Raw genomic sequence first — 14,919 nt, forward strand, 5'->3', positions numbered from 1 at the left:
AATCCTGCGGCCGGGATCACCGGCCGCAGGATCGGACCATCAGTGCAACAAGCCCTTGTGACGCGCCACGTTGGTCGACAGCGCATCCATCAGCGCCGGCGACAGGCAGTCGTACGGCGTCAGGCCCAGTTCGGTGAGACGCGCACGCACGCCATCCATCTGGTCCGGCGGCGTGCCGGTTTCGATGATGGACGAGACGAACGCGGCAAAGCCCGGCGGCGACCATCCCGATTGCTGCGACAGCTCGGTATGGATGAAGTCCAGACCATAGAACGCATGGTCCTTGTTCTCGATCCGGCCATACAGATGCACGCCGCAACCGGTGCAGGCATGGCGCTGGATCGTCGCGCTTTCATCGACGATCTTGAGCTTCTCCGGATGCGCGGTCACGGTGACCTTGTCGCGTGGCGCAACCGCCACCACCGAGAACTTGGCGCCTTCCGGCTTCCAGCATTTGCTGCAGCCGCAGGCGTGGTTGTGCGCGCTCTGCGATGCCACGTCCACGGTCACCTTGTCGCTGGCACACAGGCATTGCAGGGTGCCCCCTGCAAAACCTTCGGTACTGCCATGCACAACACCACCATCTACTGCAGGGTGAATCGACACGTTAGCCATCATGCCCCTCCCGGTTACGGGTCCCACGTGCGCGGAAGCGGCCGCGCGCCGCTCCTGGCCGTCCGGTCAGAAATGAATCACGGTGCGGATCGACTTGCCTTCATGCATCAGGTCGAAGGCTTCGTTGATCTGTTCCAGCGGCATGGTGTGGGTGATGAACGGATCCAGATCGATCTCGCCCTTCATCGACTGCTCCACCATGCCCGGCAATTGGGTACGTCCCTTGACGCCGCCGAAGGCCGAGCCGCGCCACACGCGGCCGGTCACCAGCTGGAACGGGCGGGTGCTGATTTCCTGGCCGGCACCGGCCACGCCGATGATGACGCTCTCGCCCCAGCCCTTGTGGCAGCACTCCAGCGCCGAACGCATCACGTTGACGTTGCCGATGCATTCGAAGCTGAAATCCACGCCGCCTTCGGTCAATTCGACGATCACTTCCTGGATCGGCTTGTCGTAATCCTTCGGGTTGATGCAATCGGTGGCGCCCATGCTGCGCGCCAGGTCGAACTTGCCCGGGTTGGTGTCGATGGCCAGGATGCGTCCGGCCTTGGCCTGCACCGCGCCCTGGATCACCGCAAGACCAATACCGCCCAGCCCGAACACGGCCACGCTTTCACCCGGCTTGACCTTGGCGGTGTTGTGCACGGCACCGATGCCGGTGGTGACACCGCAGCCCAGCAGGCAGACTTTTTCCAGCGGCGCTTCCGGGTTCACCACGGCCAGCGAGATCTCCGGCACCACGGTGTATTCGCTGAAGGTGCTGCAGCCCATGTAGTGGAAAATCGGCTCGCCGTTGTAGGAGAAGCGCGTTGTGCCATCGGGCATCAAGCCCTTGCCTTGGGTTGCGCGCACGGCCTGGCACAGGTTGGTCTTGCCGGACAGACAGAACTTGCACTTGCGACATTCGGCCGTGTACAGCGGGATCACGTGATCACCGACTTTGACGCTGGTCACACCTTCGCCGATCTGCTCAACGATGCCGCCACCTTCGTGCCCGAGCACCGACGGAAAAATGCCTTCCGGGTCATCCCCTGACAGCGTGAACGCGTCGGTGTGGCAGACGCCGGTGTGGGTGATGCGGACCAGCACTTCGCCGGCCTGCGGCGGTGCCACGTCGATCTCGACGATTTCCAGCGGCTTGCCGGGTCCGAATGCAACTGCTGCACGGGATTTCATGGATGAGTGCTCCTGACGAGGATGTTCGAGGACGGGCGCGGCGCATGCCGACCCGGTGGGAGTTCATTTGAGATAGGACCGGACCAGGCCAAGCAATTCCTGCACCCGTTCGGCGCGTTGCGCATCGGACGCGGCGGCATGCCCGAAGTCTTCACGGATATGCGCCTCCAGTACCTGCGACATCAGCCCGTTGACGGCCCCCCGGATCGCGGCAATCTGCTGCAGGACTGGCGCGCAGTCTGCGCCTATTTCCAGCGCGCGCTCAAGTGCATCGCACTGCCCACGCAGCCGACGCACACGCGCTAGCGCTCGCTTTTTCTCCTGTGGCGAATGCGGCATGCATGGTCCCGTTCCGGATACTGGGGGGTAGTATATGGATCGAAGACAAAAAAGCCATGACCGCCGCATGACAGACGATGCAGTGCGCCGACTTCTAGCTTCTTTCTTCGCAGCGTGGGCACACGTCGCGCCCCAGCACCACAACTCCCCTGCGATGGCATATGCAGTGGGCTGCAAACATTCGGCAAGCTGCGCTGCAGCAACACGTTATGGTGTAACAGGCGCTCTCTGCGTCTGTGCAAACTGCCGGCAGCTGCTGCGAAAACGCGCAAGACTCGGCGAGAGAAACTTGTCGCGATGCGTGATCAGAAAGAAGCGACGTGACATCGGCGGGAGCACGCCGGTGATGGCCTTCAACGTCCCGGCAGCCAAGGACGCCTCCACCACCCAACGCGACAGACAACTCACGCCCAGGCCGTGCATCACCATGTGCTTAATCGCTTCGGAGCTGCCGATCTGGCGTGCATCGGCCAACTGATGCAGATGCCGCAGCAGTCGTTGCTCCACCTCCTCACGCGTGCCAGAACCCGGTTCGCGCAACAGCCACGCAGCGGCGCGCAGATCCTTGCGGGTGACGTTTGCCTGCTTTGCCAGCGGGTGCTGGCTGCCAACCACGATGAGCAATTCGTCGGACAACCATGGCTCGACGTGCAACTCGGGCACGTGGCACGGGCCTTCGATCAGCCCCATCTCCAGCTCGAAATTGGCAACCTTCGCAGCGATGGCCGTGCTGTTGCCGGCTTCCATTTCCACGCGCAGATGCGCAGCGGTTGTATGCAGCTCGCGCAGCACCAGCGGCAGCACATAGTTGCCGATCGTGGTGCTGCAGCCCACCTTCAGACGTGTCGACAAACTGGCGCTGCCGGGATGGAAGCCGGCTTCGATCTGCTGCGCGTTGTCGAGCATCCTGCGTGCGTGCGGCAGCAATGCGCGACCGCTGTCATTCAACAGCAAGCGTTTGCCGACCCGATCGAACAACCGGGTACTTAAGCCACTCTCCAGTTCATTGAGCGAGGCACTGGTGGCCGACTGCGACAACGCCACCTGCGCCGCCGCTGCGGTGGTGGAGCCACACTCGGCAACCGCACAAAAGATCTGGAGCTGCCGCAGGCTGAGTTTCATCGTTAGCGATTTATTGGGTTACATCAACCGATATTACGCGCTTTACCGCTAGATCTAGCTGCCTAGACTCACTCACTTCTTCAGCCGACACCGCTGTGACCCAAATGCCGATGCCCACCTCCCCGCCCGGCCCTGCAATCGCCGGGCCCCTGTACGCGCTGCCCGCCCCGCGCGAAGCCATCCGCCAGTTCACGCCGAACTGGTTCGCGGTGACCATGGGCACCGGCATCCTGTCGCTGCTGCTGGGCCAACTCCCCTGGCACGTGCCTGGCGCCGCGCGGCTCGGCGCTGGCCTGTGGCTCTGCAACATCGGGTTGTTTGTGGTGTTCAGCGCGTTGTATCTCGCTCGCTGGGCGCTGTATCCGCACGAAGCCCGACGCATCCTGGCCCACCCGACCGCCTCGATGTTTCTGGGCACTATCCCGATGGGATTGGCGACGCTCATCAACGGCCTGCTCCTCTATGGCCTGCCGCGCTGGGGCGCCGCCGTCATTCCCGTGGCGACTGCGTTGTGGTGGATGGACGCGGCCATGGCGCTGGCCTGCGGCGTGCTGGTGCCCTACCTGATGTTTACCCGCCAGCAGCACCGCATGGAACAGATGACCGCACTATGGCTGCTGCCAGTGGTGGCTGCGGAAGTCGCCGCGGCCAGTGCTGGCGCGCTCGCCCCGCATCTGGCCGATGCCGGCAGCCGCTTCGGCATGCTGGTTGCCGGATACGTGCTGTGGGCGTACTCGGTGCCGGTGGCGATGGGCATCCTGGTGATCCTCTGGCTGCGCATGGCGCTACACCAGTTGCCGCAGGCCAGCATGGCCGCTTCGAGCTGGCTGGCACTGGGGCCGATCGGCACTGGCGCATTGGGCATGCTGGTGTTTGCTGGCGACGCGCCTGCACTGTTCGCCGCACATGGCATGGGTACCGTCGGCCAGGCTGCGGCGGGATGTGGCCTGATCGCCGGCCTGTTGCTGTGGGGGCTGGGGCTGTGGTGGCTGGCGCTGGCCATCCTCATCACGGCCCGCTATTTCGCAGACAACGTGCCGTTCAATCTGGGCTGGTGGGGATTCACGTTCCCACTTGGGGTTTATGCATTGGCGACACTGAAGCTCGGCGCCGCGCTGCAAATGCAGGTCTTCGATGTACTCGGCAGCGCATTGGTCCTGCTGCTATGCGTGACCTGGACGATCGTGGCGGCACGCACTGCGGCAGGCGCCTATCGCGGCACGCTGTTCGCTGCGCCCTGCCTTGTCGAATCCAGCGGGAATGCACCTGCACACTGAAGTACAGGTTGCATGTCTGACAGGTGCGCTTCGCGCTACCGGATGAGCACGCATGCGCCTTCGGCTACTCCGCGGCGTCCAGATCCGGTGGTAGTGGATCTGATGGGTCATCGAACCAATCGGCATCAGGCACATCCAATGCATCCGGTGGTGCTAACGGGACATCCATGTCGTGATCCGCCAGGCAGCGCGCGAGCGCTGCCGGATCTACGGAGATGTCTTCAGCGCCATCGTGCAACACGGGTGGCTGGTCCGGTGACTGCAGGCACTTGCGCAGGATCCCTCGCTCCATTGCAGACGGCGGCGGCCCGCGATTCACATACACCGGCGGAGGCGGAGATGGGCCAGGTGGCGCACCGCACAGGCTTGCACAGCCTCCAAGGCTCAGCAGCGCAAGCATGGCGCTCACGGTAGCAATGGTCGGGCGCATCTGCCCCATATTTTGATCTCCCTGGTGTGCGGCAAACACAGCGCGCGGCGTGTGGCGGAGCGATGCGCTCTCCGTTATCAGGAGATCCTTGCAGGCACGTTTTGCACAGGCGTGTTGTTCGCTGGCGCCGTATGGCATGCCGTGCCGGACGCGTACAAACGTGAGGAAACAAGCGAAACGACGACAAACAGGCTTCGTGCATCAGCATTGCGCCAGCGTGATCCAACGGCTGACTAGAGCAGGCCCGCGCGCGCGATCACGCACCGTATATCAGCACCGCGCGACAAACCGTACGATCAGCGCATCACCAATCAGCTCTTCGCGGCCACCGGCACCACGTCAGCCACTGCCTCGGTCGGCATCGCCACCGCGGCCATGACCGCAGCGCGGAAGCGCCCCGCAAAAACCGCGTCGTTGGCCAGATAGCACGCCCGCGCGGCGGCCGAGAGGCGCTCCAGCTCTGCGGGCGGCAACGCCAGCGCGGCTTGCACTGCCTGCGCAATGCCTGCCGCATCCACATAGTGATAGCTCGCCAGCCGACGCTGGCGCACTGTGGCCACCGGAATCAGAAGGCCGTGCTCGGGGCGGACCAATTCGTTCATCGGCTCGCCATCGGTGGCCAGGGTGATCGCACCCACGCTCAAGGCCTCCATCAGGTAATGCCCGAAGCCTTCCGCCTCCGATGGACAGATATGGAACTGGTGGGCGTTCTGCAGGCGGCGCAGCGCGGCATCGTCGAGATACCCGACGCGGTGATCGATGTTGGCCGCCACCACCTGCTTGCCCGCAGTGCGCGGGTTCTGCACCACCGTCAGCAGCGGCCATTCGGGATGCTGCTGCCAGGTTTCCAGCAGCACGCGGGTGCCCTTGGCGGTGCTACGCCCGGCCAGGTGGAAGAACGCACGCTGACGGAACACCTCCGGATCGTGGCGATCGGGGCTGGTGAAGCCGATGTACTGCGTGCGGCAGCCCAACTCGCGGAAGATCCGCTCGGCATGGTGGGTCTTGCACAACACCGCGGTGAACCGCGGCAGCAATGGCAACCACTTGGGCAGCAGCCATTCCGGGTTGGGAACCAGCAGATTGGCGTGCCCCAACGGCAGGCAGCGCGCATACACGCGCTCGGAAAAGATCTGTACCGGCACCTTGCCCAACAGCGCGCGCCGTCCCCACAGGCGCAGCTCACGCCCGGTGTCGTGCAAGCGCTGGCTGGTGAACCCCACTTCCTGCACCTGCGCCCCGCCGGCACGCAGCGTCTGTGCCATCAACACCATGTCGCGGGTCAGGCCCACGCCATTGTCACGGCTGATCACCCGCATCATCGGCAACACCACGTCATGCACCTGCTCGACCTTGTCGGCGGGCAGTGTCGGTGCAACGGATTTTGGTGGGATGTCCCGGTCTGTCATGCTGCGTCACACGTGTGCCAATGGTTGACAAATTCGATCATTATGATGCGTGCTCCCGTCCTGCACCTTGCGAGCACCATGTTTCCGGTAGCCACCCCGCGCAGCCCGACCGTTGCGCCTCCGACGATGACCTCCATGGACATGCAACAACCCTGCGTTCTTGTGGTCGACGACGACCCCGACCTGCGCAAGCTGATCGGCGAGTTCCTGAGCGCCCACGGCTACCAGGTGGATGTGGCCGAGAATGTCGCCGAAATGCGCAAGCGCATCACACAACGGCGTCCGGACCTCATCGTACTCGACGTGATGATGCCGGGAGAAGACGGGCTGAGTGCGGCGCGCTCGCTGGCCAGCGAGCGCGGCTCGCCTGCGGTGATCATGCTGAGCGCGCTGGGCAATGATACAGACCGCATCATCGGGCTGGAGGTCGGTGCCGACGACTATCTGGCCAAACCCTGCAACCCGCGCGAGCTGCTGGCCCGGGTGCGTGCCCTGCTGCGCCGCAGCCAGGTCACCAGCGACCAGGCCGAGCCGCGCGGCAATGTCTACGAGTTCGCCGGTTGGCGGCTGGACGTGGTGCGGCGCGACCTGCGCGACCCCACCGGTATCTTCATCAACCTCTCCGACGGCGAATTCGCCCTGCTGCGCACCTTCGTGGAGCATCCGCAACGCGTGCTGAGCCGCGACCAACTGCTCGATTTCGCGCGCGGCCGCGATACCGACGTCTATGACCGCGCCATCGACAGCCAGATCAGCCGGCTGCGCCGCAAGATCAACGAACGCGTGCACACCGAGCTGATTCGCACCGTGCGCAACGAGGGCTACATGCTGCTGCCGAGCGTCGCGCGTCTGTGAGTGAACCGGCGCGCCGCGGGCTGTCGATCTTTGCCCGCACCTTTGTCCTGCTGGCGGTGGCTCTGGTCACCGCACAGGCGGTCGGCATCGCCCTGCTGGTGATGCGCACCCCCGTCTACGAGCCGCCAGTGCATCCGCCGGAGGTCGTGGCCCTGCTGTCCACCCGCATGCCGGCCGGCACCCAGACGCTCAAGGTGCACGAAGCCCGCCAGGCGCCCACGCCACCGGCCGGCCAGGTCCGCGACGGCTTCGCCGAAATGCTGCTGGCGCATTGGCTGGATGTGGACAGCGCGCGCGTGCGCTTCTATCGCAGTGCCGATGACGGCGAGGCGCCACGGCTCCTGCCGCGCCAGAGCACATCGAACCGGACATCGGCCCAGACCAGCGCGGCTGGCACGGGCAACGAGCAACTCCCAGCCGGGGCACCGCCCTTCGGCAAGGACTGGCCGCGCCCCAGCCCCGAGGGCGCGCCCTTCGGCAACGGGCTGCGGCCTGACGACCCGCGCGGTGATTGGGAAAGCGAACGCCTCACCCCGGGCGTGCCGCTGCTGGACGGTTTCACCGCCGCGCTGCAACAGCCCGACGGCCGCTGGCGCACGGTGGAATCGCCGCGCCGCCGCCTGTCGGCCGAGTTCAAGACCCACGTGGTGCTGTTGTTCCTGGCCGGCCTGCTGGCCAACGTGCCGCTGGCGTGGTGGTTCTCGCGTGCGCTGTCGGCGCCGATCAAGCGCTTTGCCGAAGCCGCCGACCGCCTGGGCCGCAATCCCGACGCGGCGGCCCTGCAACGCAGCGGCCCGCCGGAAATCGTGCGCGCGGCCGATTCGTTCAACGCCATGCAGGCACGCCTGAACCGGCTGATCAACGAGCGCACCCACATGGTGGCGGCGATCGCGCACGACCTGCGCACCCCGCTGGCACGGCTGTCGTTCCGGCTGGACGACCTGCAAGCGCCGCTGCGCGACAAGGCGCTGGCCGACATCGACGAGATGAAGGCGATGATTTCCGCGGCGCTGGATTTCATCCAGAACGACCGCCATCGCGGCGAGCGCGCCCCGCTGGACCTGCGCCTGCTGGTGGAGAGCGTGGTCGACAACGCGGTGGACACCGGCGCCGATGCCGAACTGCTGCCAGGCCCGGCGATCACCCTGGACGGCGACCCGCTGGCGTTGCGCCGCGCAGTGATGAATCTGCTGGAAAACGCGCTGAAATACGGCCGGCGCGCGCGCCTGCGGCTGCATCGCGAAGGCGAGGACGGCGTGCTGTGGATCGACGACGACGGCCCGGGCATCGACCCCAGCCAGCGTGAACAACTGCTGCTGCCGTTCGTGCGCGGCGAATCCTCGCGCAACCGCGACACCGGCGGAATCGGGCTGGGGCTGTCGGTGGCGCACAGCATCGTGCTGGCGCATGGCGGCGCACTGCGGCTGGACAATCGCGACGGGGGCGGCCTGCGGGTAACCGTGCGCCTGCCGTGCATGCCGGAACGGCGCTGACAGCGACGCAGGCAGGCCTGCGCCGCACTGCTCACTGACTCAGTACGCGAACTCGCGGAACACCGGGTCGATATCGCCTTTCCAGGCACCGTGATACAGCGCCAGCTTGCGCTCTGCAGCAGTGACGCCGGTTTCGGCAATCTCGGCGATCACATCGAGAAAGCCGGTCTCGTCCTGGCCATCGCGGTTCAGGCGCGCACGCCGGCGCAGGCCTTCGCGGGCGATGTTGACCGCTTCGAGCGCCAGATCGCGCACAACGCCATTGCGGAACGGCAGGCCCAACGCCTGCTTGGGGACGCCGTCGCGCAATGCATGGCGCTCGGCCAGTGTGAAGTCCTTGACCAGGTCCCAGGCCGCATCCAGCGCGGTCTGGTCGTACAGCAGCCCCACCCAGAACGCCGGCAGCGCGCACAGGCGATTCCACGGCCCGGCGTCGGCGCCGCGCATTTCCAGGTACTTCTTCAAGCGCACTTCGGGAAACGCGGTGGTCATGTGGTCGGACCAATCGCGCAGCGTCGGCAGTGCGCCCGGCAGCACCGGCAGCTTGCCCTGCATGAAATCGCGGAAGCTCTGCCCGCTGGCATCGTGGTAGACGCCATCGCGGTAGGAGAAATACATCGGCACATCGAGCAGGTAATCCACGTAACGCTCGTAGCCGAACCCGTCGTCGAACACGAAATCCAGCATGCCGGTGCGATCGGCATCGGTGTCGGTCCAGATGTGCGAGCGGTAGCTGAGGTAGCCGTTCGGCTTGCCTTCGGTGAACGGCGAATCGGCGAACAACGCGGTGGCAATCGGCTGCAGCGCCAGCGAGACGCGGAACTTTTTCACCATGTCCGCTTCGGTGGCGTAATCGAGGTTGACCTGCACCGTGCAGGTGCGCGTCATCATGTCCAGGCCGAGCGAGCCGACCTTGGGCATGTAGCTTTTCATGATCTGGTAGCGGCCCTTGGGCATCCACGGCATCTCGTCGCGCCGCCACTTGGGCTGGAAGCCCATGCCCAGGAAGCCCAGCTGCAGCTCGCCGGCCACTTCGGCCACCTCGCTCAGGTGGGTGCCGGTTTCCACGCAGGTGTGGTGCAGCGTTTCCACCGCCGCGCCGGACAACTCGAACTGCCCGGCCGGTTCCAGCGTGACCGAGGCGCCGTCGCGCAGCAGCGCAATGGTGCGGCCGTTTTCCTGCACCGGCTCCCAGCCGAAGCGGGTCATGCCGACCAGCAACGCCTCGATGCCGCGCTCGCCATCGAAGGTGGGCGGGCGCAGGTCATCCAGCCGGAAGCCGAACTTCTCGTGTTCAGTGCCGATCCGCCAGTCCGCACCGGGCTTCTCGCCGGAGGCGAGCACCTGGATCAGCTCTGCGCGTTCGGTGATCGGCGTTTCGGCAACGTGGCTGGGACTCGACAAGGGCACGCTCGCAGGCGAAAGGGGGGTGGGACGATGTGGGGATCCTCCCCAGCCACCGCAAGGCCCGCACTATAACCGCCCAACATGGAAGAATTGCCGCCATCGGCCGGGTCTTAGATTTCCATCCATGCTTACTGCATGCAGATGTAGGCGAACGCCCACCGTCGTGCTGGCAACGCGTGCCGGGACTTCACACACACAGCGACAAGCGCAGGCATGGCCGGGGCTGGTCAAGGTCGGGCAGCGCCGCAGCCCTGCAGATGCCAGATGGCCGTACGAGGCCAGCATCCATGCGTGCAATAGCGCGGCAACCGCGACGCTGTTCCAGCTAAAGACATGCGCACACGATCCTGTAGCATCGCCCCGCCATGACTGCTGCGCCCACACCCGCCGACACCCTGCTTGCGCAGATGACCAGCCTGATGCACTGCGAGCGCGCCGAAGGCTTTGCCTGCGTGAGCGCGCGGCGCGCTCACGGCGCGCGCTCGGTGGACCTGACCCAGGCGCAATTTTCGATTCTGCTGCAGGGCCGCAAACACGTGCGTACCGCGACCCAATCGCTGGAGTTCGTGCCGGGCGACCTGTTCCTAGTGACGCGCCGTTGCCGGATCGATGTGATCAACACGCCCGACCCATTAACCGGACTCTACCTGAGCGCAGTGGTGCCCCTCTGCGAGGAAGCGCTTGCTGCTGCGCGCGCGTTGTGGAACGAGCCGCTGCCCAAGGCCGGCGACGACATCGCGCGGCTGCCGGCGATCGATTTCGGCCCGACGCTGCGGCAATGGCGCGATGCGCTGCAACACGGCCTGTATACCGAAGCACGCCTGGCGCTGGCCTCGCTGGTGATCAGCTTGAGCCGCCGTGGTCATGGCGGCCTGCTATTGCCGCCCGCACCAAGTCTCGCCTCGCAGGTGCGCACGTTGATCACCGCGCAGCCACAGCGGGCTTGGCGCTCACGCGATGTCGAAGACAGCCTGGGCATCAGTGGCGCTACCTTGCGCCGGCATCTGGCCGCAGAACACTGCTCGCTGCGCGAGCTGATCACCGACGCGCGGCTCGCGCATGCGATGGCTCTGCTCTACACCACACGCTGGCCGCTCAAGACCGTGGCCGCACGTGCAGGCTATCGTTCCACCCGCAGCTTCAGTCAGCGCTTCCAGCAGCGTTACGGGCTGGATCCGGCCAGCATCGGCAACAGCCGCTAGATCGCTGCAGCGAGCGCTTCGCGCAGCGCAATGAGCGAATCGCGCAAGTCGCTGCCGCCAGCATGGCGACATCGCGGCCGTTGCCGCCTGCCCTGGAGTTGCTCATGTCTGTTTCCGTACTGCGTTCGCTTGCGCCGCTATTGCTCGCCGCAAGCGCCACGCTGGCGCACGCCGCTGCGCCCGCGTCCACCCACGCACAGGTTCCCGGCTTTTACCTGCAGCGCATCGGCACGCTGCGCGTCACTGCGTTGTTCGACGGCAGCGTCGCGTTGACGCGTCAACAACTGTCCAATGTGGACCCGACAGAGCGCGACCGCCTGCTAGCGCAGGGCTACGTGCCCGAAGACGACAAGGGCCTGCAGACTGCAGTCAACGCCTATCTGATCCAGGACGGCAGCCACCTCAGCCTGGTCGATACCGGCACTGCTCGGTGCCTGGGCCCCGGCCTGGGCCAAGTGCTGGCCAACCTGCGCGCCGCCGGCTACGACCCGGCCCAGGTCGACGATGTGCTGCTCACCCACGCGCATCCGGACCACCTGTGCGGCCTGCTCGATGCGCAGGGCACCCCGGCATTTCCCAACGCCACGGTGTGGCTATCCGACGCCGATGCCGCGTACTGGCTGGATCCCGCTTCGGAGGCCGTTACCGCGCCAATGCTGCAGTTCGCCTTTCCGCTGGCGCGCGCGGCGGCAGCGCCCTATCAGGCCCAGGGTCGGCTGCGCCGTTTCCAGCCGGGCACGACCGCATTGCCGGCCGGCATCATTGCCCTGGACAGCCAGGGCCACACGCCCGGCCACGTGTCGTATCGCTTTGACGGCGGCGCCGGCAACACGCTGCTGGTGTGGGGCGATGTGTTGCACTACCACGCCGTGCAGTTTGCCCAGCCGGATGCCTCGTTCGAAGCCGACAGCAACCGCAGCAAGGCCATTGTCTCACGCCGCAGCATGCTGGCGCAGGCCGCCGACGGCCGCTGGTGGGTGGCCGGCGCGCATCTGCCCTTCCCGGGCCTGGGTCATGTGCGCCGCGAGGGCAATGCGTTCGCCTGGGTGCCGACCGAATTCGGCGCCGTGCCGGCGACACCTTGAGTGATGGGGCGTCCAAACAAAGTCCCTGTCCCGCAGCGCAGCCCGGCGTCGCCTGGCCCCAATATCGGTGCCGCAAATGAAAACGCCCGCAGGGCCAGGCGTCATGGCGCCCGGCCCGGCTTACTCCGCTGCGGGCGGCGCCCCATCCAGGCCCAGCCAGCCGCCGACGATGCCGCGCAGTTCGTCCACGCCCTGGCGCGATTCGCCCGAGTAGGTCTGCACGGTCACGCTGTCGCCGAAGCGCGAGGTCACTTCCTTCTTGACCTTCTGCAGGGTTTGCATCTGCTGGCCACGGCCGAGCTTGTCCGCCTTGGTCAGCAGACCGTGCGCCGGCAGCCCGCGTTCGGCGGCGTAGCCCAGCATCTGCAGGTCGTAATCCTTGAGCGGGTGGCGGATGTCCATCACCACCACCAGGCCGCGCAGCGCTTCGCGGGTGCGGAAATAGCGGTCGATGAAGGCCTGCCAGTGCGCCTGCAGGTCCTGCGGCACCTTGGCGTAGCCGTAGCCGGGCAGATCCACCAGATAGCGCTCGGGCTGGATCTGGAAGAACACCAGCTGCTGGGTGCGGCCGGGCGTCTTGGACACGCGGGCCAGGGAATTTTGACGGGTCAACGCATTGAGTGCGCTGGATTTTCCGGCGTTGGAGCGGCCGGCGAAGGCGACCTCGTAGCCGCCATCGTCCGGCAATTGCCGGGCGTTATGGGCGGACAGGTGGTAGCGGGCTTGTTCGATAAGGAGCGACATCCCCCTAGGATCGCACGTTCGGCGCCCCAGGCGATTTTGCTGCACTGTTCGTTGACCCTGGCGCGAAGGCGTGTCGATAATCGGGGACGCCTGCCACAGCCAGCACCTTCACGCGCGCGGGCCGGGTCCATACGGAGCTTTAGCTGATGCGCCATGCTCGTGTGCTTGTCCTTGCCGCCATTGCCGTGCCGGTCGTTGCCGCGGTGGCGTTTGCCCAGTCGGCGGTCACGCCGATCCCCGATCCGCCGCCCATCCGCGTTGCGCCGCTGGAGGTCGACCTGTCCAAGACCACCTGGGGCGATGCCAAGGCCGGCCAGGCCAAGGCCGCTGCCTGCGCGGCCTGCCATGGGCCGGACGGCAACCCGGCGGTGCCGATGTATCCGCGCATCGCCGGCCAGACCGAGCGCTACGTGGCGCACCAGGTGGCTCTGATTGCCAGCGGCGAGCGAAATACCGGCATGTCGGCGGTGATGGTGCCCTTCGTCAAGGACCTCACCGCGCAGGACATGCGCGATCTGGGCGCCTACTTCGCCACGCAGAAATCCGCCGCCGGCGTCGCCGACGATGCGGTGATCAGCGAGGGCCCCTACCAGGGCATGAAGTTCTACGAGGCCGGCGAAAAGCTCTACCGCGGCGGCGACATCGCCCGCGGCGTGCCGGCCTGCATGGCCTGCCATGGACCCTCCGGCAGCGGCAACCCGGGGCCGGCCTACCCACGCCTGGGCGGCCAGCACGCCGAGTACGTGGCGCGCCGCCTCAAGGAATACCAGGCCGGCACCACCCAGGAGCGCAATCCGGCGCTGTTCAATATCATGGCGCAGGTGGCCAAGCCGCTGAGCGAGCAGGAGATCCAGGCACTGGCCAGCTATCTGCAAGGCCTGCACGACCGCGCCGACGATGCCGCGGCCGCGCAACTGCCCGCCGGGACGCCCGCACGCTCATGAGGTGAGTGCCGCGGCGGTCCACCCGCTTCGCAACGCCGGTCTTCGGGCCGGCGTTGTCGTTTCACCGCGTCGTATCACCGCAATCCATCCCCCTCGGAGCCCGCATGAACCTGTTTTCCCGTCTGTCGCTGCTGTTGTTGATCCTGCTGCCGCTGGCCGCCTGTGCCGCGGACAAGAAGGCCCCGCCGGTGGAAGGCGAGGACTATGTGCTGATCGACGGCGGCCAGCCGTATGCGCCCCTGGCGGGCAAGGTCGAAGTGGCGGAAGTGTTCGGCTACACCTGCCCGCACTGCGCCCACTTCGAGCCGACGCTGGAAGCGTGGACCGCCAAGCAGCCGGCCTATGTGCGGGTCACGCCGGTACCGGCGGCCTTTGGCGGCTTCTGGGATGCGTTCGCGCGTGCCTACTTCGCCGCCGACACGCTGGGCGTGGCCAAGCGCAGCCACCGCGCCATGTTCGACGCCATCCACGAAAAGCACACCGTGCCCACCCAGAACGTGGCCCCGGAAGAGCTGGCGGCCTTCTACGTCGCCTACGGCGTGCCGCAGCAACGTTTCATCGACACGCTCAAGAGCGCGGCGGTGGAAGACAAGGTCAAGGCCGCGCGCGAATTTGCAACGCGCGCCAAGATCCCCGGCACGCCGGCCCTGGTGGTCAACGGCCGCTATCTAATCACCGCGCGTGACTACACCGACATGCTGCGCGTGGCCGATTATCTGATTGCCCGCGAGCACGCCGCGCCGGCCGCGCGCTGAGCCGCATAACCGCCATCACGCACGGCCCGTGGCATCATGCGCCCCGCGGCCGCTGCGGCCTCCCCT

Annotated in this window: 14 protein-coding genes; 7 read left to right on the forward strand and 7 right to left on the reverse strand. The window is 66.3% G+C overall.

All coding sequences use genetic code 11. The features are described 5' to 3' along the window. Positions 1-39 precede the first annotated feature (39 nt). The 4 genes from gfa to QRM89_RS08390 all read right to left on the reverse strand — a co-directional run bounded on the left by gfa (position 40) and on the right by QRM89_RS08390 (position 3,252). On the reverse strand, positions 40-615 hold the full coding sequence (gene gfa, locus QRM89_RS08375; RefSeq protein ID WP_012437406.1) for an S-(hydroxymethyl)glutathione synthase: 576 nt from the start codon (positions 613-615) through the stop codon (positions 40-42). A gap of 66 nt (positions 616-681) precedes the next feature. Beyond that, complete coding sequence (locus QRM89_RS08380) at positions 682-1,791, reverse strand: S-(hydroxymethyl)glutathione dehydrogenase/class III alcohol dehydrogenase (protein WP_014508941.1); 1,110 nt, start codon at positions 1,789-1,791, stop codon at positions 682-684. A 63-nt stretch (positions 1,792-1,854) separates the two neighbouring features. Next, complete coding sequence (locus QRM89_RS08385) at positions 1,855-2,130, reverse strand: metal/formaldehyde-sensitive transcriptional repressor (protein WP_014508942.1); 276 nt, start codon at positions 2,128-2,130, stop codon at positions 1,855-1,857. A 207-nt stretch (positions 2,131-2,337) separates the two neighbouring features. Then, positions 2,338-3,252 carry a LysR family transcriptional regulator gene (locus tag QRM89_RS08390; protein WP_115571862.1) on the reverse strand — a complete coding sequence of 305 codons (915 nt, stop codon included), beginning with the start codon at positions 3,250-3,252 and terminating at the stop codon, positions 2,338-2,340. A 104-nt stretch (positions 3,253-3,356) separates the two neighbouring features. On the opposite strand from QRM89_RS08390, the gene QRM89_RS08395 reads away from it, so the two are divergent. Beyond that, complete coding sequence (locus QRM89_RS08395) at positions 3,357-4,529, forward strand: TDT family transporter (RefSeq protein WP_202863356.1); 1,173 nt, start codon at positions 3,357-3,359, stop codon at positions 4,527-4,529. A 741-nt stretch (positions 4,530-5,270) separates the two neighbouring features. Here the strand turns inward: QRM89_RS08395 and QRM89_RS08400 are convergent. Further along, positions 5,271-6,368: a glycosyltransferase gene (locus QRM89_RS08400; RefSeq protein ID WP_115571865.1), complete on the reverse strand. Its 1,098-nt coding sequence runs from the start codon at positions 6,366-6,368 to the stop codon at positions 5,271-5,273. A gap of 135 nt (positions 6,369-6,503) precedes the next feature. On the opposite strand from QRM89_RS08400, the gene QRM89_RS08405 reads away from it, so the two are divergent. Next, the gene (locus QRM89_RS08405) at positions 6,504-7,223 is read left to right on the forward strand and encodes a response regulator transcription factor (RefSeq protein ID WP_285447960.1); all 720 of its coding nucleotides are present in this window, start codon (positions 6,504-6,506) and stop codon (positions 7,221-7,223) included. Beyond that, positions 7,220-8,716 (forward strand): ATP-binding protein, encoded by a 1,497-nt coding sequence (locus tag QRM89_RS08410; protein WP_285447774.1) that lies wholly within the window; start codon positions 7,220-7,222, stop codon positions 8,714-8,716. The genes QRM89_RS08405 and QRM89_RS08410 overlap by 4 nt, the downstream gene beginning before the upstream one ends. A gap of 39 nt (positions 8,717-8,755) precedes the next feature. On the opposite strand, the gene QRM89_RS08415 is transcribed toward QRM89_RS08410, so the two are convergent. Then, a complete protein-coding gene (locus QRM89_RS08415; RefSeq protein WP_050911271.1) occupies positions 8,756-10,120 on the reverse strand; it encodes a glutamate--cysteine ligase in 1,365 nt (454 codons plus the stop codon). A 368-nt stretch (positions 10,121-10,488) separates the two neighbouring features. Here QRM89_RS08415 and QRM89_RS08420 point away from each other — a divergent pair, with 368 nt between their 5' ends. Together QRM89_RS08420 and QRM89_RS08425 are read left to right on the forward strand one after the other, a co-directional pair. Continuing rightward, positions 10,489-11,325: a helix-turn-helix transcriptional regulator gene (locus QRM89_RS08420; RefSeq protein WP_115001913.1), complete on the forward strand. Its 837-nt coding sequence runs from the start codon at positions 10,489-10,491 to the stop codon at positions 11,323-11,325. A gap of 104 nt (positions 11,326-11,429) precedes the next feature. Next, positions 11,430-12,410, forward strand: a complete 981-nt coding sequence (locus QRM89_RS08425) for an MBL fold metallo-hydrolase (RefSeq protein ID WP_285447775.1) — start codon at positions 11,430-11,432, stop codon at positions 12,408-12,410. A 120-nt stretch (positions 12,411-12,530) separates the two neighbouring features. Here QRM89_RS08425 and yihA read toward each other — a convergent pair whose 3' ends face one another. After that, positions 12,531-13,154 carry a ribosome biogenesis GTP-binding protein YihA/YsxC gene (gene yihA, locus QRM89_RS08430; RefSeq protein WP_115001917.1) on the reverse strand — a complete coding sequence of 208 codons (624 nt, stop codon included), beginning with the start codon at positions 13,152-13,154 and terminating at the stop codon, positions 12,531-12,533. A 146-nt stretch (positions 13,155-13,300) separates the two neighbouring features. On the opposite strand from yihA, the gene QRM89_RS08435 reads away from it, so the two are divergent. Both QRM89_RS08435 and QRM89_RS08440 read left to right on the forward strand, forming a co-directional pair. After that, the gene (locus tag QRM89_RS08435) at positions 13,301-14,098 is read left to right on the forward strand and encodes a c-type cytochrome (protein ID WP_012437398.1); all 798 of its coding nucleotides are present in this window, start codon (positions 13,301-13,303) and stop codon (positions 14,096-14,098) included. A gap of 104 nt (positions 14,099-14,202) precedes the next feature. Further along, positions 14,203-14,853: a thiol:disulfide interchange protein DsbA/DsbL gene (locus QRM89_RS08440; RefSeq protein WP_011038497.1), complete on the forward strand. Its 651-nt coding sequence runs from the start codon at positions 14,203-14,205 to the stop codon at positions 14,851-14,853. The last annotated feature ends 66 nt before the right edge of the window (positions 14,854-14,919 follow it).

This window comes from Xanthomonas sp. LMC-A-07, assembly GCF_030208825.1.
GTDB classification, from domain to species: domain Bacteria; phylum Pseudomonadota; class Gammaproteobacteria; order Xanthomonadales; family Xanthomonadaceae; genus Xanthomonas; species Xanthomonas campestris.

Excerpts from the sequence above, each read along its gene's own strand:
- QRM89_RS08440 (WP_011038497.1), top strand. The coding sequence starts at position 14,203 with ATGAACCTGTTTTCCCGTCTGTCGCTGCTGTTGTTGATCCTGCTGCCG.
- QRM89_RS08400 (WP_115571865.1), bottom strand. The coding sequence starts at position 6,368 with ATGACAGACCGGGACATCCCACCAAAATCCGTTGCACCGACACTGCCC.
- QRM89_RS08390 (WP_115571862.1), bottom strand. The coding sequence starts at position 3,252 with ATGAAACTCAGCCTGCGGCAGCTCCAGATCTTTTGTGCGGTTGCCGAG.
- QRM89_RS08385 (WP_014508942.1), bottom strand. The coding sequence starts at position 2,130 with ATGCCGCATTCGCCACAGGAGAAAAAGCGAGCGCTAGCGCGTGTGCGT.
- QRM89_RS08395 (WP_202863356.1), top strand. The coding sequence starts at position 3,357 with ATGCCGATGCCCACCTCCCCGCCCGGCCCTGCAATCGCCGGGCCCCTG.
- QRM89_RS08435 (WP_012437398.1), top strand. The coding sequence starts at position 13,301 with ATGCGCCATGCTCGTGTGCTTGTCCTTGCCGCCATTGCCGTGCCGGTC.
- QRM89_RS08380 (WP_014508941.1), bottom strand. The coding sequence starts at position 1,791 with ATGAAATCCCGTGCAGCAGTTGCATTCGGACCCGGCAAGCCGCTGGAA.
- QRM89_RS08420 (WP_115001913.1), top strand. The coding sequence starts at position 10,489 with ATGACTGCTGCGCCCACACCCGCCGACACCCTGCTTGCGCAGATGACC.
- yihA (WP_115001917.1), bottom strand. The coding sequence starts at position 13,154 with ATGTCGCTCCTTATCGAACAAGCCCGCTACCACCTGTCCGCCCATAAC.
- QRM89_RS08405 (WP_285447960.1), top strand. The coding sequence starts at position 6,504 with ATGGACATGCAACAACCCTGCGTTCTTGTGGTCGACGACGACCCCGAC.
- gfa (WP_012437406.1), bottom strand. The coding sequence starts at position 615 with ATGGCTAACGTGTCGATTCACCCTGCAGTAGATGGTGGTGTTGTGCAT.
- QRM89_RS08425 (WP_285447775.1), top strand. The coding sequence starts at position 11,430 with ATGTCTGTTTCCGTACTGCGTTCGCTTGCGCCGCTATTGCTCGCCGCA.